This is a genomic window from Reyranella sp., from assembly GCF_965279465.1.
GTDB lineage: Bacteria > Pseudomonadota > Alphaproteobacteria > Reyranellales > Reyranellaceae > Reyranella.
Genome location: NZ_OZ257242.1, coordinates 2,272,560 through 2,297,992, shown reverse-complemented (window position 1 = coordinate 2,297,992; position 25,433 = coordinate 2,272,560). Strand labels below are relative to the sequence as shown.

The 25,433-nt window shown below is 66.4% G+C and carries 24 protein-coding genes; 9 read left to right on the top strand and 15 right to left on the bottom strand.

Annotated features, from left to right (window positions below):
• Positions 1 to 32 precede the first annotated feature (32 nt).
• The 3 genes from ACQY8M_RS11210 to ACQY8M_RS11200 are packed head-to-tail and all read left to right on the top strand — an operon-like array spanning position 33 to position 3,155.
• Positions 33 to 1,430, top strand: a complete 1,398-nt coding sequence (locus tag ACQY8M_RS11210; RefSeq protein ID WP_428671883.1) for a S41 family peptidase — start codon at positions 33 to 35, stop codon at positions 1,428 to 1,430.
• 31 nt (positions 1,431 to 1,461) lie between these two features.
• Positions 1,462 to 2,580 (top strand): divergent polysaccharide deacetylase family protein, encoded by a 1,119-nt coding sequence (locus tag ACQY8M_RS11205; RefSeq protein WP_428671881.1) that lies wholly within the window; start codon positions 1,462 to 1,464, stop codon positions 2,578 to 2,580.
• Positions 2,577 to 3,155, top strand: a complete 579-nt coding sequence (locus ACQY8M_RS11200) for an RNA pyrophosphohydrolase (protein WP_428671879.1) — start codon at positions 2,577 to 2,579, stop codon at positions 3,153 to 3,155. The genes ACQY8M_RS11205 and ACQY8M_RS11200 overlap by 4 nt, the downstream gene beginning before the upstream one ends.
• On the opposite strand, the gene ACQY8M_RS11195 is transcribed toward ACQY8M_RS11200, so the two are convergent.
• The 7 genes from ACQY8M_RS11195 to ACQY8M_RS11165 all read right to left on the bottom strand — a co-directional run bounded on the left by ACQY8M_RS11195 (position 3,079) and on the right by ACQY8M_RS11165 (position 11,226).
• Positions 3,079 to 3,897, bottom strand: coding sequence for an acyl-ACP desaturase (locus tag ACQY8M_RS11195; RefSeq protein ID WP_428671877.1), 819 nt, complete (start codon positions 3,895 to 3,897; stop codon positions 3,079 to 3,081). The two genes, ACQY8M_RS11200 and ACQY8M_RS11195, sit on opposite strands and share 77 nt — an antisense overlap.
• A 134-nt stretch (positions 3,898 to 4,031) precedes the next feature.
• On the bottom strand, positions 4,032 to 4,445 hold the full coding sequence (gene atpC, locus ACQY8M_RS11190; RefSeq protein WP_428671875.1) for an ATP synthase F1 subunit epsilon: 414 nt from the start codon (positions 4,443 to 4,445) through the stop codon (positions 4,032 to 4,034).
• A 4-nt stretch (positions 4,446 to 4,449) separates the two neighbouring features.
• Positions 4,450 to 5,874 carry a F0F1 ATP synthase subunit beta gene (atpD, locus tag ACQY8M_RS11185; RefSeq protein ID WP_428671873.1) on the bottom strand — a complete coding sequence of 475 codons (1,425 nt, stop codon included), beginning with the start codon at positions 5,872 to 5,874 and terminating at the stop codon, positions 4,450 to 4,452.
• A gap of 37 nt (positions 5,875 to 5,911) precedes the next feature.
• Positions 5,912 to 6,799 (bottom strand): F0F1 ATP synthase subunit gamma, encoded by an 888-nt coding sequence (locus ACQY8M_RS11180; protein WP_428671871.1) that lies wholly within the window; start codon positions 6,797 to 6,799, stop codon positions 5,912 to 5,914.
• A gap of 18 nt (positions 6,800 to 6,817) precedes the next feature.
• The gene (gene atpA / locus ACQY8M_RS11175; protein ID WP_428671869.1) at positions 6,818 to 8,344 is read right to left on the bottom strand and encodes a F0F1 ATP synthase subunit alpha; all 1,527 of its coding nucleotides are present in this window, start codon (positions 8,342 to 8,344) and stop codon (positions 6,818 to 6,820) included.
• The gene (locus ACQY8M_RS11170; protein ID WP_428671867.1) at positions 8,344 to 8,901 is read right to left on the bottom strand and encodes a F0F1 ATP synthase subunit delta; all 558 of its coding nucleotides are present in this window, start codon (positions 8,899 to 8,901) and stop codon (positions 8,344 to 8,346) included. The genes atpA and ACQY8M_RS11170 overlap by 1 nt, the downstream gene beginning before the upstream one ends.
• A gap of 174 nt (positions 8,902 to 9,075) precedes the next feature.
• On the bottom strand, positions 9,076 to 11,226 hold the full coding sequence (locus ACQY8M_RS11165) for a primosomal protein N' (RefSeq protein WP_428671865.1): 2,151 nt from the start codon (positions 11,224 to 11,226) through the stop codon (positions 9,076 to 9,078).
• A gap of 94 nt (positions 11,227 to 11,320) precedes the next feature.
• Here ACQY8M_RS11165 and fsa point away from each other — a divergent pair, with 94 nt between their 5' ends.
• The 3 genes from fsa to ACQY8M_RS11150 are packed head-to-tail and all read left to right on the top strand — an operon-like array spanning position 11,321 to position 13,666.
• Complete coding sequence (gene fsa, locus ACQY8M_RS11160; protein WP_428671861.1) at positions 11,321 to 11,977, top strand: fructose-6-phosphate aldolase; 657 nt, start codon at positions 11,321 to 11,323, stop codon at positions 11,975 to 11,977.
• Positions 11,974 to 12,699 carry a DUF484 family protein gene (locus ACQY8M_RS11155; RefSeq protein WP_428671859.1) on the top strand — a complete coding sequence of 242 codons (726 nt, stop codon included), beginning with the start codon at positions 11,974 to 11,976 and terminating at the stop codon, positions 12,697 to 12,699. Before fsa ends, ACQY8M_RS11155 begins: the two co-directional genes overlap by 4 nt.
• A 10-nt stretch (positions 12,700 to 12,709) precedes the next feature.
• The gene (locus tag ACQY8M_RS11150) at positions 12,710 to 13,666 is read left to right on the top strand and encodes a tyrosine recombinase XerC (protein ID WP_428671857.1); all 957 of its coding nucleotides are present in this window, start codon (positions 12,710 to 12,712) and stop codon (positions 13,664 to 13,666) included.
• Between the two features lie 22 nt (positions 13,667 to 13,688).
• Here the strand turns inward: ACQY8M_RS11150 and ACQY8M_RS11145 are convergent, their stop codons facing one another.
• Complete coding sequence (locus tag ACQY8M_RS11145; protein WP_428671855.1) at positions 13,689 to 14,531, bottom strand: dienelactone hydrolase family protein; 843 nt, start codon at positions 14,529 to 14,531, stop codon at positions 13,689 to 13,691.
• A gap of 47 nt (positions 14,532 to 14,578) precedes the next feature.
• The gene (locus ACQY8M_RS11140; RefSeq protein WP_428671853.1) at positions 14,579 to 15,154 is read right to left on the bottom strand and encodes a VOC family protein; all 576 of its coding nucleotides are present in this window, start codon (positions 15,152 to 15,154) and stop codon (positions 14,579 to 14,581) included.
• Between the two features lie 150 nt (positions 15,155 to 15,304).
• On the opposite strand from ACQY8M_RS11140, the gene ACQY8M_RS11135 reads away from it, so the two are divergent.
• From ACQY8M_RS11135 to ACQY8M_RS11125, 3 genes are all read left to right on the top strand, one after another.
• On the top strand, positions 15,305 to 15,685 hold the full coding sequence (locus ACQY8M_RS11135) for a COG4315 family predicted lipoprotein (RefSeq protein ID WP_428671851.1): 381 nt from the start codon (positions 15,305 to 15,307) through the stop codon (positions 15,683 to 15,685).
• Between the two features lie 111 nt (positions 15,686 to 15,796).
• Positions 15,797 to 16,303, top strand: a complete 507-nt coding sequence (locus ACQY8M_RS11130) for an RNA polymerase sigma factor (RefSeq protein WP_428671849.1) — start codon at positions 15,797 to 15,799, stop codon at positions 16,301 to 16,303.
• Positions 16,300 to 17,097, top strand: coding sequence for an anti-sigma factor family protein (locus tag ACQY8M_RS11125; protein WP_428671847.1), 798 nt, complete (start codon positions 16,300 to 16,302; stop codon positions 17,095 to 17,097). Before ACQY8M_RS11130 ends, ACQY8M_RS11125 begins: the two co-directional genes overlap by 4 nt.
• Here the strand turns inward: ACQY8M_RS11125 and ACQY8M_RS11120 are convergent.
• From ACQY8M_RS11120 to sucC, 6 genes are all read right to left on the bottom strand, one after another.
• A complete protein-coding gene (locus ACQY8M_RS11120; protein ID WP_428671845.1) occupies positions 17,061 to 17,330 on the bottom strand; it encodes a hypothetical protein in 270 nt (89 codons plus the stop codon). The genes ACQY8M_RS11125 and ACQY8M_RS11120 overlap by 37 nt on opposite strands.
• Before the next feature lie 92 nt (positions 17,331 to 17,422).
• Positions 17,423 to 18,835, bottom strand: a complete 1,413-nt coding sequence (gene lpdA / locus ACQY8M_RS11115; protein ID WP_428671843.1) for a dihydrolipoyl dehydrogenase — start codon at positions 18,833 to 18,835, stop codon at positions 17,423 to 17,425.
• A gap of 121 nt (positions 18,836 to 18,956) precedes the next feature.
• Positions 18,957 to 20,219, bottom strand: coding sequence for a 2-oxoglutarate dehydrogenase complex dihydrolipoyllysine-residue succinyltransferase (gene odhB, locus ACQY8M_RS11110; RefSeq protein ID WP_428671841.1), 1,263 nt, complete (start codon positions 20,217 to 20,219; stop codon positions 18,957 to 18,959).
• 12 nt (positions 20,220 to 20,231) lie between these two features.
• Entirely contained in the window at positions 20,232 to 23,126 is a 2,895-nt protein-coding gene (locus ACQY8M_RS11105) for a 2-oxoglutarate dehydrogenase E1 component (protein ID WP_428671839.1), read from the bottom strand.
• Between the two features lie 107 nt (positions 23,127 to 23,233).
• Positions 23,234 to 24,109: a succinate--CoA ligase subunit alpha gene (gene sucD / locus ACQY8M_RS11100; protein WP_428671837.1), complete on the bottom strand. Its 876-nt coding sequence runs from the start codon at positions 24,107 to 24,109 to the stop codon at positions 23,234 to 23,236.
• A complete protein-coding gene (gene sucC, locus ACQY8M_RS11095; protein WP_428671835.1) occupies positions 24,109 to 25,305 on the bottom strand; it encodes an ADP-forming succinate--CoA ligase subunit beta in 1,197 nt (398 codons plus the stop codon). Before sucC ends, sucD begins: the two co-directional genes overlap by 1 nt.
• Positions 25,306 to 25,433: the final 128 nt, after the last annotated feature.

The window sequence follows — 25,433 nt, the reverse complement described above, 5'->3', positions numbered from 1 at the left end:
TTTCCCGCGGCGCGCTCTGCAAAGGCATTCCAATGACTCGTATGCGTCTCGTCACAGCTGCCGCAGTCCTGGCCTTCGGTGCCGGCGTGGCGCTGGCTCCCGTCCTGGCCCAGGACAAGACCGAGCCCAAGTCGGGATCGGACAAGAGCGAGCTCTATCAGCAGCTCAACCTGTTCGGCGACGTGCTGGAGCGCATCCGCCGCGACTATGTCGAGCCGGTCGACGAGAAGACGCTGATGGAGAACGCCATCAACGGCATGCTCGCGGCGCTCGACCCGCATTCGAGCTATATGAACCCGAAGGTCTACAAGGACATGCAGGTCCAGACCCGCGGTGAGTTCGGCGGGCTCGGCATCGAAGTCACGATGGAGAACGGCGTCATCAAGGTGGTATCGCCGATCGACGACACGCCCGCCTCGAAGGCCGGCGTGCAGTCGGGCGACCTGATTTTCGCACTCGACGGCGAGCCGGTGCAGGGCCTCACCCTGCAGGAGGCGGTCGAGAAGATGCGCGGCAAGGTCGGCACCGCAATCAAGATCTCGATCCGCCGCAACAACGTAAAGGACCCGATCGACCTGTCGCTGACGCGCGAGACGATCAAGGTAAAGGCAGTCCGCTTCCGGCTCGAGGGCGACGTCGGCTACATCCGCGTCACTTCCTTCACCGAGCAGAGCACCTCAGGTGTGCTCGACGCGGTGGAGAAGATCAAGAAGGAGGCCGGTCCGAAGCTCAAGGGCTTCGTTCTTGACCTGCGCAACAATCCGGGCGGCCTGCTCGACCAGGCGATCTCCATGTCCGACGCCTTCCTGGACAAGGGCGAGATCGTCTCGGTCAAGGCACGCAAGGCGGAGGACGTGCAGCGCTGGAATGCCAAGGCGGGCGACGTCACCGGCGGGCTGCCGATCGTGGTGCTGATGAACGGCGGCTCGGCCTCGGCGTCCGAGATCGTGGCCGGCGCCTTGCAGGACCATCGCCGCGCGATCATCCTCGGCACCCGCTCCTTCGGCAAAGGCTCGGTGCAGACCATCATGCAGGTGACGGGCGGCGGCGCGATCCGCCTCACGACGGCGCTCTATTTCACGCCGTCGGGCCGTTCGATCCAGAAGGAAGGCATCAAGCCCGACATCGAGGTCGAGCAGGCCAAGGTCGAGACCATTCAGCAACGCTCGGGCTTCCGCGAGGAGAATCTGCGCCGCTCGATCACCAATCCGAACGACAAGCCGGCTGCCGACAAGAAGGACGACAAGACGTCCGAGGCCAAGCCGCCCGTCGACAAGCCTGCGGACAAGAAGGACGACAAGACCACGGCCGCGACGCCGGCTGCGGGCGATCCGGACGAGCCGCCGAAGGACGCGGTCGCCGACTACCAGCTGCTGCGCGCCGTCGACCTGATCCGCGGCATCTCGCTCTACACCAGCCGCGCCAACTAGGCGCGGCACCGAGCAAGGCTGGCCCGGCGGCATGGCGAAGAGGCGAGAGCACGACCGCCAACGCCTGCCGGCCTTCCTCTCGAGCGGCTTGACGAGAGCCTATGTCCTCGTCATCGGCCTCACGTTGGCCTGTGCCGCCATGGCTTATGGCAACAGGGAAGCCGAGGCCGTCGAGCAGGCGCCCCAATACAACGATTCGCTCGTGGCTGTGACGGCACCTCAGCGGTCCCTCGGCTCGCTGAAGCTGCCGGCACGTTCGCAGATGCGCGTCGACTTCCGCCAGCTGCCGCCGGCCGAGCGCGACGGGATGATCGAGGTCACCGACGACGGCCAGCGTCTGCCCAGGATCTCGGCGGGCGGCTGGATGCCATGGATTGCCTATGCCCGGCGCTTCGATCCGGACGGGCCGGCGGCAAGAGTCGGCCTGCTGATGCTGAACCTCGGCGCCGATGAAGCGCTGATGCGCCGTGCGATCGAGGAATTGCCGCCGGAAGTGAGCCTCGCCTTCCTCGCCGGCACGCCCGACCTGCGTGGCTGGCTCAAGGTGGCCCGCGAACGCGGCCACGAGTGCTACCTGATGCTGCCGGTCGAAGATCCGGCCGGTCCCGCGGAGCGCGGCATCCGCCCGATCGAGGCCTCCGCCGACCCGGCCGAGAATCTGCGCCGCCTGCGCACGGCCATGGCGCGCGGCGAGGGCTGCCTCGGCTTCGTCGTTCCCGGCCCGGTGCTGGTCGCGCAGTCCGACCTGATCGCCCGCCCCCTGATCAAGGAGATCGCCGAGCGCGGACTGTCGCTGATCGAGATCAATCCGGCCGGTGTGTCGGCGATGTATCGCCTCACCGTCGACCTGGGCGTGGCCTATGCGCGCAGCTCCACCGTGCTGGACTACAAGCTCGCGGGCCAGGGCAGCATCGACAGCAACCTCGAGCGGCTGGCCGAGTGGACCGCCCAGCGCTCGAGCGACCGGGCGCCCCGTCATGATTTCGGGGTGCTGCAGCCGACCGACGCGGCGATCGATGCCATTGTCAGCTGGCGCAAGCGGCTTCAGGACCAGAACGCCGTGGCTCTGGTGCCGATCATCGGCCATTTCGAATGCCGCGAAGCCTGCATGACCCGGGTGCGCGTCCAGCCAGCGCAGCTTCGTCCATGAAGACCGTCGCCCCCGAGTTCTACCGGCCGAATGTCGGGCTGATGCTGATCGGCCCGGAGCGGCGGATTTTCGTCGGCCGTCGCCTGAACCAGTCCGATGCCTGGCAGATGCCGCAAGGCGGCGTCGACAAAGGCGAGACGCCGGTCGAAGCGGCCTGTCGCGAGCTACGCGAGGAAGTCGGCACGGCCAAGGCCCTGCTGCTGCGGGAGACGCGCGACTGGGTGACCTACGACGTGCCGCCGGACCTACATCCACCGCACTGGAAAGGCCGTTGGCGTGGTCAAGCGCAGAAATGGTTCGCGCTGGCCTTCACCGGCCAGGACTCCGACATCGACCTCGCCGCACACGACCAGGAATTCGACGCCTGGCGCTGGGCACCGGCGGACGAGTTGCTCGAGGTGATCGTGCCGTGGAAGCGTCCGGTCTACGAGATCGTGCTGAGCGAGTTCTCGGACCTTCTCATGCCGGACCGTGCGCAGGATGCGCGCGGTCCAATGACTATGAGCCTTGTGCGGCGTACTTGCTCGCCCGGCTGCGCAGAAACCACAGACCAGCGCGGGTCAGCAGGGCGTTGAGGCGGCCCTGCGGCTCGAGGCCGATCGCCTTCAGCACCATCGCCATGGCGCGCTGGACGTGCCCGGCGCGATACAGCGGATAGGCGCGGCGCGCATAGGCCCGCTGGGCGCGCTTGCGATCGTACGGCGTGCCGTCCGGCTCGTTGGCGGCGTAGTAGGCATAAGCGAGCTCGTCGTCCTCGCTCTCGGCGATGCGGCTCCAGCCGACGCGCAGCCGCGCCCACTTGCCGAGGCGATCGCGTTTCAGGCAGCGGCGCATGTGCTCGTAGAAGAGCTTGTAGTGGCGGAACTCGTCGGCGGCGATCTTCGAGCAGATCTGCTTCAGCACCGGTTCCTCGGTCGCGTCCTTCAGTGCGCTGTAATAGGAACTCGTGCCCGTCTCGACGATGCAGCGCGCCATCATCTCGCCTGCCTGGCTGCCCCGTACCGATCGGGTAGCGCCGAGCGGCACCTGATAGCCCGAGCGGAAGCGCGCGAAGGCCGCGTCGAAATCCCATGAGGGATCGGCGAGCTGAGCCCAGCGGCCAAGTGCCATGCCGTGCTGAATCTCCTCGTCGACCCAGCGACGCACATCCGCGACGAAAGCCGGATCGTCAGCGAACACGCGTCCGAGATAAATCCCGTAGTCCCCGCCGTTCCGCTCCACCATGGCCGCAGCCTTGATGTTGCGCAGGATTTCGGGATCGACCTTTGATGCGTCGAACCGACCCCAATCGATGGTGTCGAGTGTCCAGTTGCCCATCGTTCTCGTTGCCCTTGGCGACAACCCTCGTCGCAGAAAGCGACAGTAGTGTAACCGTAATAAAGCGATCCCCGCATCGGCTTGCAATGGCCGGGCGGGGCAACTTTGCTATTTAGGCGTACGGTCCGAAGGAATCAGCGGCTGGCGTAGTACGCTTGCGCACGGCGCAAGTCCCTGATCACACTGAGATTTTTCTGGGCGGCGGCCGTCTCGGCGTCGGTCGAGGCATCGCTCAGCTCCACCTCGGCCGCCCGCTCGCGCTCGACGAGTTGATCGGGCGTCACCTGCTCGAACGGCATGGCCTCCTCCGCCAGCACCGTGCAGCGCTCGGGCGTTACCTCCGCAAAACCGCCCGCGATCAGGAAGCGCTGCTCGGCCTTGGTGCCCTGATAGACCTCGAGCACACCGGGACGGACCGTCGAGATAAGCGGCGCATGGCCGGGGAGAACCCCGAAGTCGCCCTCGCTCCCCGGCACCACGACCATGTCGGCCTCGGTGTTGAGCAGCTCGCGCTCGGGCATCACGAGCCGGAAGATGACCTTCGCCATCCGACTAGGCCGCCTCGGCGGCGAGCTTCTTGGCCTTGGCGACTGCCTCGTCGATCGTGCCGACCATGTAGAAGGCGGGCTCGGGCAGGTCGTCGTATTCGCCCGCGACGATGCCCTTGAAGGCCTTGATCGTATCCTCGAGCTTCACGAACACACCGGGCGTGCCGGTGAAGACCTCGGCGACATGGAACGGCTGGCTGAGGAAGCGTGCGATCTTGCGCGCGCGGCTCACGACCAGCTTGTCCTCTTCGGAAAGCTCGTCCATGCCCAGGATGGCGATGATGTCCTGCAGCGACTTGTATTGCTGCAGCACGCGCTGGACCGAACGGGCGACGTCGTAGTGCTCCTGGCCGACGACGCGCGGGTCGAGCATGCGCGAGGTCGAGTCGAGCGGATCGACGGCCGGGAAGATCGCCTGCTCGGCGATCGAGCGGCTGAGCACGGTCGTCGCATCCAGATGGGCGAAGGAGGTCGCCGGCGCCGGATCGGTCAAGTCGTCGGCGGGCACGTAGATCGCCTGCACCGAGGTGATCGAGCCCTTCTTGGTCGAGGTGATGCGCTCCTGCAGCGCGCCCATGTCGGTCGACAGCGTCGGCTGATAGCCCACCGCCGACGGGATGCGGCCGAGCAGCGCCGACACTTCCGAGCCGGCCTGGGTGAAGCGGAAGATGTTGTCGACGAAGAACAGCACATCCTGGCCTTCGGCGTCGCGGAAGTACTCGGCGACGGTGAGGCCGGACAGCGCGACGCGGGCGCGCGCGCCCGGCGGCTCGTTCATCTGGCCGTACACCAGCGCCACCTTGGAGCCCGGACCGTCGAGCTTGATGACGCCGCCCTCGATCATCTCGTGATAGAGGTCGTTGCCCTCGCGGGTACGCTCGCCGACGCCGGCGAACACCGACACGCCGCCGTGCGCCTTCGCGACGTTGTTGATCAGCTCCATGATGGTCACGGTCTTGCCCACGCCGGCGCCGCCGAACAGGCCGATCTTGCCGCCCTTGGCGTAGGGCGCGAGCAGGTCGATGACCTTGATGCCGGTGACCAGGATCTCGGCTTCGGTTGACTGGTCGACGAACTCGGGCGCCGAACGATGGATCGGCAGCGTCTTGGTGTTGCCGACCGCGCCGCGCTCGTCGACCGGGTCACCGATGACGTTCAGGATGCGGCCGAGCGTCTCCGGGCCGACCGGCATGGCGATCGGGCCGCCGGTGTCGACCGCCTTCTCGCCGCGCACCAGGCCGTCGGTCGTGTCCATCGCGATCGTACGGACCTCGGATTCGCCGAGATGCTGCGCGACCTCGAGCACGATGAGGCGGTTGTCGGCCTTCACATGCAGGGCGTTCAGGATGTTCGGCAGATCGGCGTCGAAGCGCACGTCGACGACCGCGCCCGTGATCTGGGTGATCGTGCCGATATTGTTGGTTGCCATGCAGTTCCCTTTCCTTCGATTGCTGTCGGGGCGCGGCCTAGATGGCCTCGGCGCCCGAGATGATCTCGATCAGTTCCTTGGTAATGGACGCCTGGCGCGACCGATTCATCTGCAAGGTCAGCTTCTTGATCACGTCGCCCGCGTTGCGCGAGGCGTTGTCCATCGCCGTCATCTGCGAGCCGTAGAAGCTGGCGGCGTTCTCCAGCAGGACGCGGAAGATCTGGACGGAGAGGTTGCGCGGCAGCAGCTCGGCCAGGATCTCGCCCTCGTCGGGCTCGAACTCGTAGACCGCTCCGCCGCTCGTCGCGGGAGCGGCCGTCGCGCCCGTTGCCGGCGCCGGCGGCGGGATGAGCTGCTGGGCGGTGACGATCTGGGTCATCGCCGACTTGAAGCGATTGAACACGACATGGGCGACGTCGAACTCGCCGGCCTCGAACATCGCCAGCAGGCGCGTGGCAACCTTCTGGGCGTCGGCGAAGCTGAGCCGCGGGCGGCCAAGATCTGTGATGGTCTCGACGATCATGCTGCCGAAGTCGCGGCGGAGCTGGTCGCGGCCCTTGCGCCCGACGCAGAAGATCTTGACCGTCTTGCCCTCGGCCAGCAGCGCACGGATCATCCGCCGCGCCTCGCGCACGATCGTGCTGTTGAAGCCGCCGCATAGGCCGCGATCGCCGGTGGCGACGATCACGAGATGGGTCTTGTCCGAGCCGGTGCCGGCCAGCAGGCGCGGGCCTTGCCCGCCTTTGAAGCTCGCCCCGAGCGAGGCCAGGATCTTGTCCATCGCCTCGGCATAGGGTCGGGCTGCGAGGGCCTGCTCCTGGGCGCGCCGCAGCTTGGCGGCGGCGACCATCTTCATGGCCTTCGTGATCTTCTGCGTCGACTGCACGCTTCGGATGCGAAGGCGGAAGGTCTTCAGACTGGGCATCGGAGCCTCGGCGGTCCCTTAGGCGAACTTCTTGACGAAATCGCCGAGGAACGTCTTGAGCTTGTCGTCGGTCTCCTTGACGATCTCGCGCTTCTCGCGGATCGACGCGAGGATCGAGCCTTCGGCCCGCACCGCATCGAGCATCTGGCGCTCGAACTCGTTGATGCGGCCGACCGGCAGCGTGTCGAGGAAGCCGCGGGTGCCGGCATAGAGCGACACGACCTGCTCCTCGACCGGCATCGGCACGAACTGACCCTGCTTCAAGAGCTCGGTGAGGCGCTGGCCGCGGGCCAGCAGGCGCTGGGTCGAGGCGTCGAGATCGGAGGCAAACTGCGCGAAGGCGGCCATCTCGCGATACTGCGCGAGCTCGAGCTTGATCGTGCCGGCAACCTGTTTCATCGCCTTGATCTGCGCGGCCGATCCGACGCGGCTGACCGACAGGCCGACGTTAATCGCCGGGCGGATGCCCTGATAGAACAGTTCGGTCTCGAGGAAAATCTGGCCGTCGGTGATCGAGATCACGTTGGTCGGGATGTAGGCCGACACGTCGCCGGCCTGCGTCTCGATGATCGGCAGCGCGGTCAGCGAACCCGAGCCGTTCTTCTCGTTCAGCTTGGCGGCGCGCTCGAGCAGGCGCGAGTGGAGATAGAACACGTCGCCGGGATACGCCTCGCGGCCCGGCGGGCGGCGCAACAAAAGCGACATCTGGCGATACGAAACGGCCTGCTTGGAGAGATCGTCATACACGATCACGGCATGCATGCCGTTGTCGCGGAAATACTCGCCCATCGCGCAGCCGGTATAGGGCGCGAGGAACTGCATCGGTGCCGGATCGGAGGCGGTCGCCGCGACAACGATGGAGTATTCCAGCGCGCCGTTGTCCTCGAGCGTCTTCACGATCTGCGCAACAGTCGACCGCTTCTGGCCGATGGCGACGTAGACGCAATAGAGCTTGCGGCTCTCGTCGGTGCCCTGGTTGATCGGCTTCTGGTTCAGGAAGGTGTCGATCGCGACGGCGGTCTTGCCGGTCTGGCGATCGCCGATGATCAGCTCGCGCTGGCCGCGGCCGATGGGTACCAGCGAGTCGATCGCCTTGAGGCCGGTCTGCATCGGCTCGTTCACCGACTTACGCGGGATAATACCCGGCGCCTTGACCTCGACGAGCTTGCGCTCAGTCGTGGCGAGCGGTCCCTTGCCGTCGATCGGATTGCCGAGACCGTCGACCACGCGGCCGAGCAGACCCTTGCCGACCGGAACGTCGACGATGGTGCCGGTGCGCTTGACGGTATCGCCTTCGCGGATCGTGCGATCCTCGCCGAAGATCACGACGCCGACGTTGTCGCTCTCGAGGTTCAGCGCCATACCCTTGATGCCGCCGGGGAACTCCACCATCTCGCCGGCCTTGACGCTGTCGAGGCCGTAAACGCGGGCGATGCCGTCACCGACAGAAAGGACCTGGCCGACCTCGGCAACTTCGGCTTCGTTGCCGAAGTTGGCGATCTGTTGCTTCAGAATGGCCGAGATCTCGGCGGCGCGAATATCCATTAGGCAACTCCCTTCATAGCAAGCTGCAAGCGCTGCAGCTTGCTGCGGATGGACGAATCGAACAGGCGCGAGCCGACCTTCACGACGAGACCGCCGAGAATGTCGGGTTCGACGTGCGCGTCGACGGAAACCTTTGTGCCGCCCAGGACGGAGCGCAGCGTGTCGGTAAGCTGCTGGAGCTGGGCGGGGTTCAGCGCAACGGCCGAAGTGACGGTGGCCGTGGTCTCGCCGCGGCGACGCGCCAGCTCGGCGAGGAAGCCGATGGCCATGGCGGGCAGCTCGCGGGCACGGCCGTTTGCGGCGACAGTTCCGATGAAGCTGCGGGTCAGCCCCTTGATGCCGGCGGCATCGAGGACGGCCAGCAACGCCTTGCCCTGCAGCTCGCGGCTGATCACCGGGCTGGCGATCAGGCGGCTTAGGTCGGTGCTCTCGGAGAGCAACTTGCGAAAGGTGTCGAGATCCTGCGCCACGGAATCGAGCGCTTTGGCGTTGTCGGCCAGCTCGAAAAGAGCGCTGGCATAGCGGCCGGCAACGCCGGTCGTGGCGGTTGTTGACACGATAACAGCCTCTCCCTGCCCGTGGTGCGGGGCGGCAAGCTCTTGAATCCCCGTCACTTTTTCTCGGGGGAACATCAAAGCCCACCCCGGAAAAGCGCGCGTTGCTACCATGCGCCCTTGTCCGGCGCAAGATTGCCAAAACCCGCGGATTACCTGCCTTTTCCGCGCGTTCCGTCACAGGAATGAATAGGGATCGACGTCGATTTGCAAGCGTACTGAAGCGGGCAGGCCAATTTGCCCGAGCCATGCACGCAATAAAGGTTGCACTGCGGTATCCCTGCCGGTCTTGAGAAGAAACCGCCGCCGGTGCCGTCCGCGCAGCAGGGCCATGGGTGCGACCGATGGGCCGAGCACGGTGACGCCCTCCTTGTGCGGGGCGTGGCGAGCAATGGCGGCGCAGACATTATCCACAGCGGCGGGGTCGGGACCGGAGACGATGAGAGAGGCCAGCCGGCCGTAGGGCGGCATGCCCGCGCCTGACCGGCCCGCCAGCTCGGCGGAAACGAAGCGGTCGCGATCGTTGGCGACCAGCGCCTGCATTACCGGGTGCTCGGGCGCGTGGGTCTGGATCAGGGCGCGGCCGGGACGCTCGTGCCGGCCGGCGCGACCCGCGACCTGGTAGAGCAGCTGGAAAGTGCGCTCGGCCGCACGCAGGTCGCCGCCGTTGAGGCCGAGATCGGCATCGATCACGGCGACCAGCGTGAGGTTGGGGAAGTGATGGCCTTTCGCGGCCATCTGCGTGCCGATCAGGATATCGATCTCCCCGGCGATCATGCGTTCGATGGCCGCGGTCGCCTCCTCGCGGTTCATCAATGAGTCCGAGGTGAAGAGCTCGACCCTCGCCTCGGGAAATGCGGCATGCGCCTCCTCTGCCAGCCGCTCCACGCCCGGACCGCAGGCGACGAAGTGATCGACAGCGCCGCATGATTTGCAGGTCGCCGCCGGCGGCTCGCTGTAGCCGCAGTGATGACAGACCAGCATGCGGCGAAAGCGATGCTCGACCAGCCAGGCGGAACACTGGGGACATTCGATGCCCTTGCCGCACGATCGGCAGAGCGTGATCGGCGCGTAGCCCCGTCGATTGAGGAACAGCAGCGTCTGCTCGCCCGCAGCCAGCGTCTTCCTCATCGCGTCGAGCACCGGCGGCGACAGCCACCGGTTGCGCTCGGGCGGATGGCGCTTGAGGTCGATGGCGGCGATCGTCGCGAGCTGGTTGCCGCCGTGCCGGGCCGGCAGATGCAGCGCGCCGTAGCGACCCGAGGCGACGTTCACCACGCTTTCGAGCGACGGGGTCGCCGAGGCCAACACGACCGGCGCACTTGCCAATCGCGCGCGCACCACGGCCATGTCGCGCGCGTTGTAGCAGACGCCCTCCTCCTGCTTGAACGACGTGTCGTGCTCCTCGTCGACCACGATCAGCCCGAGATCGGCGAACGGCAGGAACAGCGCCGAGCGGGCACCGACCACGACTCCGATGCGGCCTTCGGCGATCGCCCGCCAGGTCTCGCGCCGCTCGAGGCTGGTCAGGCCCGAATGCCACGCCGCCGGCGAACAGCCGAAACGATCCTCGAAGCGCTTCAGCCACTGCGCGGTGAGCGCAATCTCCGGCAGCAGCACCAGCACCTGGCGGCCGATCGCCAACGCGGCGGCGATCGCCTCGAAATAGACCTCCGTCTTGCCCGCGCCGGGCACGCCGTCGAGCAGGGTCGCCGAGAAAGTGTGCGCCTTCACCTTCTCGATAAGCGCATCGGCCGCCGTCTTCTGCGCGGGCGACAGCGCCGGCCCGCCGCGCCCGCCATCGGGCCGCGGGAAGGATCGGCGAACGATGCGCTCCACGCTGGCGAGCAGGCCGGCCGCCGCCATCGTCTTGACCACCGAGGTGCCGACGCCGGCGAGATGGGCCAGTTCCGCCGCCGCCATCGCCGGCCCATCCTTCAGCGCCTCGAGCACGCGACGGCGTGCGGCGGTCAGTTTCAGCGTGTCGCCTGCACCGGCCGACGGCCGGTAGACGAGCTCGATCTTGGGAGCCTCCAGCGCTGACGGAGAGCTCATCGCCATGCGCAAGACGGCGCCCGGCGGAGCCAGCGTGTAGGCCGCAACCCAGTCGATGAAGCGGCGCAGCGGATCGGCCATCGGCAGGGCCGGCAGGACTTCGATCACGTCGCGCAGTTTGGCGACCGCCACCTCGCCTGTGCCGTCGCCCCAGACCACACCCAAGGTCTCGCGTTTGCCTAGCGGCACGATCACGAACTGGCCGGCGGCAACGTCCAAGCCTTCGGGAACGCTGTAATCATAGGCGTCTGCCAGCGGCAGAGGCAGCAACACGCGCACCGTCCGAACGGTGTTTTCGGGTGCCGCCCCTTCTGCTACAAATTGTACTGCGCGCGCGTCCGAACCACTCGCCATTGGGGTAGTTTATATGAAGTTCTTCGTCGATACCGCGGATGTCGCCGAGATCAAGGACCTTGCCGCTTCGGGCCTGCTCGACGGCGTGACCACCAATCCCTCGCTGATCATGAAGGCCGGCCGGCCCATGCTCGAGGTGATCAAGGAGATCTGTGCCATCGTGCCGGGTCCCGTCAGCGCCGAAACGGTCGCCACCGACCACAAGACGATGCTGGAAGAAGGCAGGAAGCTCGCAAAGCTCGCCAAGAATGTGGCGGTCAAGGTGCCACTGACGCCGGACGGCCTCAAGACCTGCAAGGCGCTGCGGGCCGAAGGCAACATGGTGAACGTGACGCTTTGCTTCTCGGCGGGACAGGCGCTGCTTGCCGCCAAAGCCGACGCCAGCTTCATCTCGCCCTTCGTCGGCCGGATCGACGACAACGGCCATGACGGCATGGCGCTGATCGCCGAGATCATGACGATCTATCGCCAGTACCCGCACTTCAAGACCGAGGTGCTGGTGGCCTCGATCCGTCACACCCAGCACATCATCCAGGCGGCCAAGCTCGGCGCCCATGTCGTGACCGCGCCGCCCGGCGCGCTGCGCGGGCTGTTCAAGCACGTGCTGACCGACAACGGATTGAAGGCCTTCCTCGACGACTGGAAGAAGACCGGGCAGTCCATCCTGTGAGCGGCGAGGGCACCGTAACGGCCCCCGACGGCTCGGGCCGGCAGGTCAAGCTGATCACGGCCGACGACGTGGTAGCCTATCTCAAGGCCCATCCCGACTTCTTCGAGAAGCATGCCGAACTTGCGGCCGAGGTCACGCCGCGCGCGCAGGGCCCCGGCGTGATCGACATGCAGCAGGCGATCCTGAAGCGCTTGCGCACCGAGATCGACAAGCTCAAGACCGAGCGCACCGAGATCATCGCCAACTCCAAGCAGAACCAGATCGTCCAGAGCCGCATCCAGGCGGCGGTGATCAGCATCATCCAGGCGGCGACCTTCGAGAAGATGATCCATGTCGTGACGCACGAGCTGCCCGAGCTGCTCGACGTCGATTTCATCACGCTCGCGATCGAGGCCAACGCCGACGCCCCCAAGCGGGCGCCGGTACGCGGCGTCTATGTGCTGGCGCCCGGCGCGATCGACGCAGCCATCGGCCCCGAGAAGCAGGCCCGCCTGCGCAGCCATATCATCGGCGAGGATGCTTTCTTCGGGGACACCTCGCGCTTCGTGAAATCCGACGTGCTGATGCGGCTGCGCGTCTCGTCGGGCTCGCCCGATGGCGTGATGTGCTTTGGCGCGCGCGACCCGGAGGCCTTCGGTCCGGACATGTCGACCGAGCTGCTGTTCTTCCTGGCCAAGGTGCTGGAGAACACCATCCGCGCCTGGCTCGACCTGCCCGAGTGAGACGAACGGCGTGACGGAGAGCCTCGCGAGCGATGGCCTCGCCGGCGCGCGCGAGGCTTGGCGCGACTGGCTGAAGAGCGAGCGGCGCCTGTCGGACCACACCCTCATCGCCTACGAGCACGACGTCGACAGCTTCCTTGGATTCATGGCGGGCTATCTCGGTGCTGCCCCGACGCTGCCCGCCCTGGGCAAGCTGAAGCCGGCCGAGTTCCGCGCCTGGCTGGCCGAGCGCGGCCGGCAGGGCATGGCGCGCACCTCGACCGCACGCGCCTTCTCCTCGGTGCGCTCGTTCTTCCGCTTCCTCGACAAGCGCGGCCTGGCGCACAACGCGAGCATCGGCGCTATCCAGACGCCCAAGCTGCCGCGCTCCGTCCCCAAAGCGCTCTCCGAGCACGACATGGGCGAGCTGCTCGACACGCCATCTGAGCAGGAGCGCGACGCCTGGGTCGATCTGCGCGACACTGCGGTCCTGGTGCTGCTTTATGGCGCGGGCCTGCGCATCGGCGAGGCGCTCGGCCTCGCCAAGGGCACGGTCGACGGACTGCTGGCGCGCGGCGACGACACGCTCGCCATCACCGGCAAGGGCAGCAAGACCCGGCTGGTCCCGCTGCTGCCCCAGGCCCTCGAGGCGATGATCGCCTATCGCGACGCCTGCCCGCTGATGAAGACGCTCGGACCGCAGGACGCCTTCTTCCTCGGCGCACGCGGCGGCCCACTAGATCCGGCGATCGTTCAAAAGCGGGTGCGCGAGCTGCGCCACCAGCTTGGCTTGCCCGACAGCGTGACGCCGCATGCGCTGCGCCATTCGTTCGCCACCCACCTGCTCGGCGCCGGCGGCGACCTGCGCACCATCCAGGAACTGCTCGGCCACGCCAGCCTCTCGACGACGCAGCGCTACACCGATGTCGATGCCGCCCGCCTCAGCGCCGTCTATCGCGCCGCCCATCCGCGCGCCAAGGCCCGCTGACTGCTGCCGATCGCGAAGGCGCCTACTGTCCCAATTCCTTCGCCAGGAAGGCCTTTACGTCGGCCACAAAGGCTTTCCAGGCTGCCTCGTTGGCGCCGTAGTGCGCGCCGCAGCAGCCGCCCGGCTTGCTACGGTTGCCGACGCCCTCGAGATAGCGCACCGGCAGGCCGAGCGCGTCGAAGCTGTGATGGGCATTGGGATAGACATGCGTCTCGACCAGCTCACGATCGGCGACGATGCGGCCGAGCAGCGCCTCGCATTGCCGGATCGGCGTCCAGTCGTCGAGCGCGCCCATCGCGATCATCGTCGGCAGGCTTGGCCGGAGCCTGGGTCCGATCGCCTCGCCCAGCCCGCAATCGGGATAGACCAGCACGGAGGCGCTCCAGCCGCTCGGGGCCCGGGCATCGGTACGGGCCGACAGGGCGCGCAGCAGCCCCACGCCGCCGCCGTAAGAATAGCCCATGAAGGCACGCTGCGAGGGTTTGACGAAGTCCTGGCGATCGAGCCACAGGCCGGCGGCATCGATGTCGAATGCCCGCTTCTCGGCATCGGCCTGGCTCGGCCAGTGGCGGCCGCAGACATCCTTGAGGCCGCGCGACGAGAAGCTGTCGACGACCAGCGCGACATAGCCCCAGCTCTTCAGCAGTTGCGCCATCCGCGTGTTGTTGGCGCCGACGCCGCCGCAGCCATGGAAGATCGCCACGGCCGGCGCCTGCTTCGTCCCTGCCGGACGATACAGCTGGGCAGGAAGGTCGACCCTGAGGTCGGGCGACGCTCCGTCGACTTTTAGACGAACTGATTGCTGGGCGAGCGCAGGAGCGCCAGCCAACAGCAGGGACAGCAGGATGATCACGGCAAGACGCATCGGGCGACTATGCCATGACGCGCGCCTTCGATGGGCGCGCGAAGCGATTACTTCGCCAGCACCGGCTGCTTGAAGACCGGCACGCCCTCGACGCGGTCGTCGAGCGCCTCGGCACCCTCGGTCGGCAGGACCTTGACGAAGTTCAGCGCGGCGTTGATGTCGTCCTTCCAGACCTCCTTGGGAAGATCGTAGACGAACTCGACGCCGTAGCCGTTGGGATCGTGGATATAAAGGCTGTGGGTCATGCCGTGCTCGACCCGGCGGTCGAACTTCACGCCCTTCTTCTGGAGATAGGCGAGATGCTCGAGCCAGGCCTCGCGGCTCGGCATGGTGATGGCAATGTGGTTGACCGCGACCGGCATGCCGAACATCGACCAGTCCTCCGGCGGCTTCGGCAGGGCCGTGTTCTCGACCAGCGCGACGTCGTGGTGGTGGCTCGTGCCGTCCTCGCGGACGCCGCTGTAGAAACGCATCTTGGGTGGGTTGGGCCGCTCCGCGGTCGGCGTCAGCTGGCCGACCTGGTGGAAGCCGACGATCTCGGTCCAGAAGCGGTGCGATTCCTCGATGTCGCGGACGTTCAACACAAGATGGTTGATGCCGCGCGGTGTGACCGGCTTATCCATGGCAAGGTTCCTCCTGCGGCCGATCATACCCGGTCCTCCCCATCAGGGAAAACGCCCGGCGACCCCGGAAAAACAAATAATCGGTCCCCGGGAATAAACCGGCCCCCGGGGACGTCTCCCTCCCGGCACATCGCCAGAACGGGAGAATTCATGCTCAGATCACTCGCCACCGCCGCCTTTGCCCTGGCCCTTGCGGCCGGCACTGCCCTCGCTGCCGAACCGGCCTCGCCCGCGCCGACGGCCAAAAACGGCATGTTCGTCACCGCCAAGGGCATGACGCTCTACACCTTCGACAAGGACAGCGCCGGCAAGTCGGTCTGCAACGGCCCCTGCGCGGCCAACTGGCCGCCGGCCCTCGCGGTCGACGACGCCAAGCCGATGGGCCCATGGACGATCGTCGTCCGCGACGACGGGCTGAAGCAGTGGGCCTACAACGGCAAGCCGGTCTATGCCTTCGCCAAGGACACCAAGGCGGGCGACACCACGGGCGATGGCTTCCTGAACGGCGCCTGGCACATCGCCAAGCCGTAGCCGGATTCTTGCGCCGGGGACGCGCCACTCCAGTGGCGCGTCTTCTCATGATCATGAATCGCGCCACTGGAGTGGCGCGCCCCCAGCGTAAGACCGCTTTAGAGTAAGCCAATGGCCGACCCTGGCCCCCTGATCGAGCCGCACATCCCGGCACTGCGTCGCTATGCCTTCGCGCTGGTGCGGGACCGCGACCGCGCCGACGACCTGGTGCAGGACACGCTGGAGCGCGCCCTGTCGCGCTGGCTGCTGCGCCGGGCCGATGGCGACGTGCGCGCCTGGCTGTTCGCCATCCTGCGCAACCTCCACGTCAGCACTTGGCGGCGCGATCGAAGGCACGGCGCCGCCGTGGCAATCGACGAGACGACGATGCCCGCCGTCGCCGCTCGGCAGGATACTGCGCTGGAGGTGCATGACGTGCTGGCGGCGCTCGACCAGTTGCCGGAAGAGCAGAAGTCGCTGCTGCTTCTGGTCGGCGTCGAAGACTTCTCCTATGACGATGCCGCGCGCATCCTCGACATGCCGATCGGCACCGTGATGTCACGGCTGTCACGCGCCCGGCAAAGGCTTCGCTCGGTCGTGGAGACCGGGAAGGTCACGCTGCTTCGGAGAGTGAAATGACCAACGATGTCCCCATCGTTGAAAACGAGCTGCAGGCGTATGTCGACGGCCGGCTGCCCGAGGCACGGCGCGTGGCGGTCGACGCCTATCTGGCACAGCACCCAGAAGCGCGCGAGCGCGTGACCCTCGAGTTGCGCCAGCGCGCCAGCCTGCGCGGCCAGCTCGAGGGCAAATTCGCCGAGCCGGTGCCGCCGCGCCTGTGGATCGCCAACATCCAGGCTGCCCGCCGCGCCACGATGATGCGGCGGCTGAGAGCAGTGGCAGCGGGTGTGCTGATCTTCGCCGTCGGCGCGGGCGCGGGCTGGCTGGCAGCCGATCACGGACCGGTGGCATCGGTGTCCGTGCCGCCGGCCACCACCGGCGTGGCGCAAAACGCGACGGCCGCCTATCGCACCTTCGTGGTCGAGGTCGCCCACCCGGTCGAGGTCGCGTCGACGCAGGAAGGCCATCTTCTGCAATGGCTGTCGCGTCGTCTCGGCAAAGCCCTGGTGGCTCCCGATCTCGCGCCGTTTGGCTATAAGCTGATGGGTGGGCGCTTGCTGCCGGGAAACGGCAGCGGGGCCGCACAGCTCATGTACGATGACGCGAGCGGCAAGCGCCTCACGCTTTATGTCCGGGCCGCCGAAGGCAGCGAGACGGCCTTCCGCTTCCAGCGCGAGGGCGATGCGGCGACCTTTGCCTGGATCGACCGGGGTTTCGGCTTCGCGGTGACGGCACCGGTCGCGCGCGAGGAGCTGATGCCGATTGCCGAAGCGGTCTATCGCAGCTTCGGATCCGTGAGCTCGTCGAAGTGACGCAGATGTCGCGGCGCCCAGCGATGATTTCGGGCGCCAGCGATCCAGCGCGATAGCGCAGGCCACTTGCGGCGTGCGCGCATGACCCAATCGCGTCCTGTCTCGAATTCGCTGGCGAGCAGGTAGAGCGCGATCACGAAGAATATCCAACCCTGCAGGAAGGGCAGCAGGCCGCCGACTACCGTCATCATCAGCAGAACGACGATTGCCAGAGCCATCAAGGGTTTGCGCATGCGAGCAGAAGCCTCCGTCGTCCCAAGCGCATCAATGCTTTGCGCTTCCTTCAAAACGCTCCGCGAGAACTATCGCTGCATTCAGGATGACATCACAGATGGATAGGCTTCTCCCACGCTGCAAGGGCGGCTTCCTTCATGGCCTCGTTGACAGTGGGATGGGCGTGGCAGACGCGACCGATATCCTCGGCCGACGCTGAGAATTCCATCGCCATGGCAGCTTCCGCAATCATCGTGCCGGCTTCGGAGCCAATGATGTGCACGCCAAGCACCTGGTCGGTGGCTTTGTCGGCCAACACCTTCACGAAGCCATCTGTCGCGCCGTTGGCACGGCTGCGCGGATCGGCGGTGAAGGGGTATTTCCCGATCTTGTACGTAACGCCCGCGGCCTTGAGCTGTTCCTCGGTCTTGCCGACCCACGCGACCTCGGGCTGGGTATAGATGATCGAGGGTACGAGGTCCCAGTTTACGTGACCCTTCTGGCCGGCAATGGTTTCGACGCAGGCAACGCCGTCCTCGCTCGCCTTGTGGGCCAGCATCGGGCCGTCGATCACATCGCCGATCGCATAGATGCCGGGCACCGACGTCTGGAAGTGCGCATCGACCTCGATGCGGCCGCGCGGCGTGAGCTTCACGCCCGCCTTGTCGACGCCGAGGCCCTCGACGTAGGGGCGACGGCCGATGGATACCAGCACGATGTCGGCCTCGACCGTCTCGGCCGCGCCGCCCTTCGCAGGCTCGACGCTGAGCGTGATGCCGGCGCCGCCGACTTCCGCCTTCGTCACCTTGCTGCCGAGCTTGAACTTCAGCCCCTGCTTGGCGAGCAACCGCTGGAAGTGCTTGGTGATCTCGTCATCGACGCCTGGCGTGATGCGGTCGAGGAATTCGATCACCGTCACGTCAGAACCCAGCCGGCGCCATACCGAGCCCAGCTCCAGCCCGATGATGCCCGCGCCGACCACGACCAGCCGCCTGGGCACCTCCGTGAGCTCGAGTGCGCCCGTCGAGGAGACGATCTTCTTCTCGTCTACCGTGACGCCCGGCAGCGGCGTCACTTCCGAGCCCGAGGCGATCAGGATGTTCTTGGTCGTAAGCGTGTCCTTGATCGCGCCGTCATCGCCGAGGACTGCAACCGCACCCGCCGCCTCTATGCGGCCGGTGCCCTGGAACGACGCGATCTTGTTCTTCCTGAACAGGAAGGCGACACCCTTGGTGGTCGCTTCGACGACCTCGGCCTTGCGCTTCATGAACTGGGCGAAGTCGAGCGTCGGCGGCGCGACCTTGATGCCGTGCACGGCAAGATCGTGGCCCGCCTCCTCGAACAGGTGCGAGGATTGCAGCAGCGCCTTGGACGGGATGCAGCCCACGTTCAGGCAGGTGCCGCCGAAGGTTGCGCGCTTCTCGACGACCGCCACCTTGAGGCCGAGCTGGCTTGCGCGGATCGCCGCCACGTAGCCGCCGGGGCCGGAGCCGATCACGATCAGATCGAAGAGTTCGTTCGCCATGTGCTCACCTGATCGCCATGCACACCGTGTCATCCCGAGCGTAGCGAGGAATCTATGCTGATCCGCCTGGATCCCTCGCTACGCTCGGGATGACACGGTGCAAGTTGCCACTGCTTGCGTTCTAAACCCCGAGCAGAAGGCGCTCGGGATCCTCGATGCATTCCTTGACCCGCACCAGGAACAGCACGGCCTCGCGACCGTCGATGATGCGGTGGTCGTAGCTGACCGCGAGATACATCATCGGCCGCGCCTTGATCTCGCCGCCCACGACCATCGGCCGCTGCTGGATCTTGTGCATGCCGAGGATGGCGGACTGCGGCGGGTTGAGGATCGGCGTCGACATCAGCGAGCCGTAGACACCCCCGTTGGAGATGGTGAAGGTGCCGCCGGTCAGGTCGGCGATCGACAGCTTGCCGTCGCGCGCCTTGCGGCCGAGCTCGCCGATGCCCTTCTCGATGCCGCCGAAATCGAGCGTGTCGGCGTCGCGCAGCACCGGCACGACCAGGCCGTTGGGCGTGCCGACGGCGACACCGATGTCGTAGTAGTTCTTGTAGACGAGATCGTCGCCCTCGATCTCGGCATTGACCGCCGGCAGCTCCTTCAGCCCCGCGATGCACGCCTTCACGAAGAACGACATGAAGCCCAGCCGCGCGCCATGCTTCTTCTCGAAATCCTCCTTCAGCCGCTCGCGCAGCGCCATGACGTTGGTCATGTCCACCTCGTTGAAGGTGGTCAGCATGGCGGCGGTGTTCTGCGCCTCCTTGAGGCGGTTGGCGATGGTGCGGCGGAGCCGCGTCATCTTCACCCGCTCCTCGCGGTCGGCGCGGGGGCGCGGACCGGCCGGCACGGCGGGCTTGGCGGCCGGCGCTGCAGCCGGGGCCGGGATCGACGACAGCGCAGCCATCACGTCGGACTTGGTGGCGCGGCCGTCCTTGCCGCTGGGCTGGATCGCGGCCGGAGCGACACCCTTCTCTTCGGCGAGCTTGCGGACCGCGGGCCCCGAGGCAGCGACATTAGCCACCGGCGGAGACACTGAGGCCGGACCAGGTGCAGAGTATGGGTTCGGAACGACAGCCGTGGCCGGCTTGGGGGTGGATGCAGTGGGAGCGGGAGGGGTGATCGCAGGCTTAGGCGCCGCAACGGCGCCGCCCGCTTCGATGCGGCAGAGTACCCCGCCGACCTGCACCGTGGCGCCCTCCTCGACCGCGAGCTCGGAGATCGCGCCGGCCGTGGTCGCCGGCACCTCGACGGTGACCTTGTCCGTCTCGAGCTCGCACAACGGCTGGTCGACGGTGACACTGTCGCCCACCTTGACCATCCATTTGGAGACGGTTGCCTCGGTGACCGATTCACCCAATGCAGGAACCTTGATCTCGACGGCCATGACTTGCTCTCCTCAGCCGACCGTCAACGCGCGGTCGACGAGATCGGCCTGTTCCTTCAGATGGGTGCGTGCCGAACCGGTCGCGGGCGACGCCGCTTCGGGCCGGCCGACGTAGACTGGCCGGCGCGCGCGGACCGAGAGGGTCGACAGCGCGCGATCGATGCGCCGATCGACGAAGTGCCACCCGCCCATGTTCTCGGGCTCCTCCTGGCACCACACCACTTCGGCGTTGGGATATTGCGACAGCCGCACGCCGAGCCGGTTGATCGGGAAAGGATAGAGCTGCTCGATGCGGATGATGGCGATGTTGTCGATCTTGCGCTTGCGCCGCTCGGCCACGAGATCGAAGTAGACCTTGCCGCTGCACAGCACGACCCGCTCGATCTTGGCGTCCGGCGCGAGCTGGTCCGTCTCCGGAAGGATGCGGCGGAACGAAGAGCCCGGCCCGAAGTCGGCCAGCGTCGAGACGCAATCCTTGTGGCGCAGGAGCGACTTCGGCGTCATCACGATCAGCGGCTTGCGGAAGGTGCGGCGCATCTGCCGGCGCAGCGCGTGGAAGTAGTTGGCCGGCGTGGTCGGCACCACGACCTGCCAGTTGTCCTCGGCGGAGAGCTGCAGATAGCGTTCGAGGCGCGCCGAGCTGTGCTCGGGACCCTGGCCCTCGTAGCCGTGCGGCAGCAGCATCACGAGGCCGTTCATGCGCAGCCACTTACTCTCGCCCGAGCAGATGAACTGATCGATGATCACCTGCGCGCCATTGGCGAAGTCGCCGAACTGCGCCTCCCACAGCACCAGTGCATTGGGCTCGGCCGACGAATATCCGTACTCGAAGCCCAGCACGCCCGCCTCGTTCAGCGGGCTGTCGATCACCTCGAAGTTGGCCTGCCCCTCGGCCACGTGATTGAGCGGAATATACTTGTTCTCGTTGCTCTGGTCGGTCAGCACCGAATGGCGCTGCGAGAAGGTGCCGCGTGCCGAATCCTGGCCGCTGAACCGCACCGGCGTGCCCTCAGACAGAAGCGTGCCGAACGCCAGCGCCTCGCCGGTCGCCCAGTCGATGTCCTTGCCGGTATCGATCGCCTTGCGCTTCTCCTGCAGGAGCCGCGTGATCTTGCGGTTGAGCTCGAAGCTCTTCGGCGGCTCGGAGATCGCGCGACCGACCGCCAGCAGATTCTCGGTTTCGACGGCGGTGATCCCCTTGCGATCCTCCTCGCCCGGCGCGATCGTCATGCCCGACCACTTGCCTTCGAGCCAGTCGGCCTTGTTGGGCTTGTAGTTGGTCGCTGCCTCGAGCGCCTTGTCGAGCTTGGAGCGCAGCTCGGCGTCCATCGCCTGGACGTCCGCCGCCGTCACGACGCCCTCGGCCTCGAGCCGCGCGGCGTAGACTTCCTTCACCGTCTTGTGGCCGCCGATCTCCTTGTACATCAGCGGCTGGGTGAACATGGGCTCGTCCGATTCGTTGTGCCCGTAGCGCCGGTAGCAGAACATGTCGATGACGATGTCGCGCTTGAAGTGCTGACGGAACTCCGTGGCGATGCGGCTGACATGCACGACGGCCTCAGGGTCGTCGCCGTTCACGTGCAGGATCGGCGCCTGCACGATCTTGGCGACTTCGGTGCAATACGGGCCGGAGCGCGAATAGGTCGGAAGGGTCGTGAAGCCGATCTGGTTGTTGACCACGAAATGGATGGTGCCGCCGATGCGGTAGCCGCCGAGGTCCGAGAGATCGAGGCTCTCGGCCACCAGACCCTGGCCCGCGAAGGCCGCGTCGCCGTGCATCAGGATCGCCATCACCTGGCTGCGCTCCGTGTCACCACGCTGGTCCTGCTTGGCGCGCGCCTTGCCCAGCACGACCGGATTGACCGCCTCGAGATGCGACGGGTTGGGCGCCAGCGACAGATGGATCACAGAGCCGTCGAACTCGCGGTCGGCCGAGGCGCCGAGGTGATACTTCACGTCGCCCGAGCCGCGCATCTCCTCCGGCTGGGAGGAGCGACCCTGGAATTCGGAGAACAGCGCGGTGTAGCTCTTGTGCATGACATGCACGAGCGTGTTGAGGCGGCCGCGATGGGGCATGCCGAGCACGACTTCCTTGACACCCAGCTGGCCGCCGCGCTTCAGGATCTGCTCGATGCCGGGGATCAGTGATTCGCCGCCGTCGAGGCCGAATCGCTTGGTGCCGACGAACTTCAGTCCGAGATACTTCTCCAGCCCTTCCGCCTCGACCACGCGCTCCATAATCATGCGACGGCCGGTCAGAGTGAAGTCGGTGCGATTCTCGATGTGCTCGATGCGCTCCTGGATCCACGCCTTTTGATCGGGATCGGAGATGTGCATGTATTCGACGCCGATCTTGCCACAATAGGTCCTGCGCAGCCGGTCCATGATCTGGCGCAGGGTCGCGGCATCGCCCAGCCCGAGCGAGCCGAAGATCAGGATCGGGCGGTCCCAGTCGGCCTCCTTGAAGCCGTAGGTCGCGGGATCGAGCTCCTGGTGTGGGGCCTGATGCACCAGGCCAAGCGGATCGAGGTCGGCGGCGAGATGGCCGCGGATCCGGTACGAGCGGATCAGCAGGAATGCGCGCGAGGTGTCGTAGGCCGCAGCGCGGATCTCTTCCTCGCTCCGGCCGGCCAGCGGCATGGCCGCACCCTTGCCGGCATTGACGTTGCGGTTGGCAGCCACGCGCGGCATCTCTGCGTCGGGCACATCGAGGACCCGCGCACCGTTCGGTGCCCACGATGCGCCGCGCACCCCGGCGAGCACGTCGCCACGCTCCTCGGCAAGCGCCTCGAAGAAGGTGCGCCAATCGGCATCGACGCGAGTCGGATCGTCCAGGAAGCGGGCGTAAAGTTCCTCAATGAACGGTGCGTTGGCGCCGAACAGGAATGACGTCTGCTCTGCTTGCATCGCATTTGCTCCTTTAACGCTCTTCGGACCACGAGCCTCCAGCTCGCTCATACGCGCAGATGAATGCGCTCAAATCATGAGTGAGCTGAAGCTCGCAGTCCTGAAGATCAGCCCTTCATCGCCTTGAGCATTTCCTCGCCCAACGCGGCCGGCGAATCGGCAACCTTGATGCCGGCCGAGCGCAGGGCTTCGACCTTGAACTCGGCCGTATCATTGCCGCCCGAGATGACCGCGCCGGCATGGCCCATGCGGCGCCCGGGCGGGGCCGTGCGGCCGGCGATGAAGCCGACGACGGGCTTCTTGGTCCGGGAGGACTTGATGTAGTCGGCACCCTTGACCTCGGCGTCGCCGCCGATCTCGCCGATCATGACGATGCCCTCCGTTTCCGGATCGGACAGCAGCATCTCGAGGCACTCGACGAAATTCGTGCCGTTCACCGGATCGCCGCCGATGCCGATGCAGGTCGTCTGTCCAAGGCCGACCGCGGTGGTCTGCGCCACGGCCTCGTAGGTGAGCGTGCCGGAACGCGAGACGATGCCGATCTTGCCGCGCTTGTGGATGTGGCCCGGCATGATGCCGATCTTGCACTCGTCCGGCGTGATGACGCCGGGACAGTTGGGGCCGATGAGACGCGACTTCGAGCCCACCAGCGTGCGCTTCACCTTCACCATGTCGAGCACGGGAATGCCCTCGGTGATGCAGACGATCAGCGGGATCTCGGCATCGACCGCCTCGAGGATCGAATCGGCGGCGAACGCCGCCGGCACGTAGATAACCGTCGCCGTCGCGCCGGTCTTCTCGACCGCCTCGGCAACGGTGTCGAACACTGGCAGGTCGAGATGCCGGGTGCCGCCTTTGCCGGGCGTCACGCCGCCGACCATTTTGGTGCCGTAGGCGATCGCTTGTTCGGAATGGAAAGTGCCCTGGCTGCCGGTGAAGCCCTGGCAGATGACCTTGGTGTTCTTGTCGACCAGCACGGCCATCAGTTGGACTCCTTGACCGCTTGGACGATCTTCTGCGCGGCATCGGCGAGATTCTCGGCGGATGTGATCTTGAGGCCCGATTCTTTCAAGATCTTCTTGCCGAGCTCGACATTGGTGCCTTCGAGCCGCACCACCAGCGGCACGTGCAAATTGACCTCGCGCGCCGCGGCGACGACTCCCTCGGCGATCACGTCGCAGCGCATGATGCCGCCGAAGATGTTGACCAGGATGCCCTCGACGTTTGGATCCTTGAGGATGATCTTGAACGCCGCTGTCACCCGCTCCTTGGTGGCGCCGCCGCCGACATCGAGGAAGTTCGCCGGCGAGGAGCCGTAGAGCTTGATGATGTCCATCGTCGCCATGGCGAGGCCGGCGCCGTTGACCATGCAGCCGATCTGGCCGTCGAGCTTGACGTAGTTCAGCGCGTACTTCGCGGCCTCGGTCTCGGAAGGATCCTCCTCGTCGAGGTCGCGCAGGGCCTCGAGCGTCTTATGCCGCTCGAGCGCGCTGTCGTCGAAATTCATCTTGGCATCGAGCGCGATCACATCGCCGGCGCCGGTCACGACCAGCGGATTGATTTCGATCAGCGAGCAGTCGAGCTCGGTGAACGCCTTGTAGAGGCCACCGGCAAGCGCCACGAACTTGCCGACCTGCTTGCCGCTCAGGCCGAGCGCGTAGGCGATCTTGCGGCCCTCGAAGGCCTGGAAGCCCGCCGCCGGATCGATCGCCTGCTTGACGATCTTTTCCGGCGTTTCGTGCGCCACGGCCTCGATGTCCATGCCGCCTTCGGTCGAAGCGACGAAAGAGATCCGGCCGACGGCGCGATCGACCAGCAGCGAGATATAAAGTTCGCGCTTGATGTCGCAGCCTTCCTCGATATAGAGCCGCTTGACGGCCTTGCCGGCCGGACCGGTCTGCTTGGTGACCAGCTCATGGCCCAGCATGGAGGCAGCCGCCACGCCGACCTCGTCGATCGATTTCACGACGCGGACGCCCCCTTTGCCGCTCGAGTCGTCCTTGAAGCGGCCTTTGCCCCGACCGCCGGCGTGGATCTGCGCCTTGACGACGGTGACGGGCGTGCCGAGATTGCGCGCCACGTCCATCGCCTCGTCCTTGGTATAGGCGACCCCGCCCTTCAGCAGGGGGATGGCAAACTTGGCCAAGAGCGACTTGGCCTGATACTCATGGATGTTCATGCGGTCCTATTGCGCTGCCGATCAGCAAAAAGCGTGCACGTTGTCAGTTGCTAAACGCAACTAGCTCGCAGTAGCGGCACTTTATGAGTGCCGCTCCGGCTTGGCAACGACGGACTGGTGACGCTTTT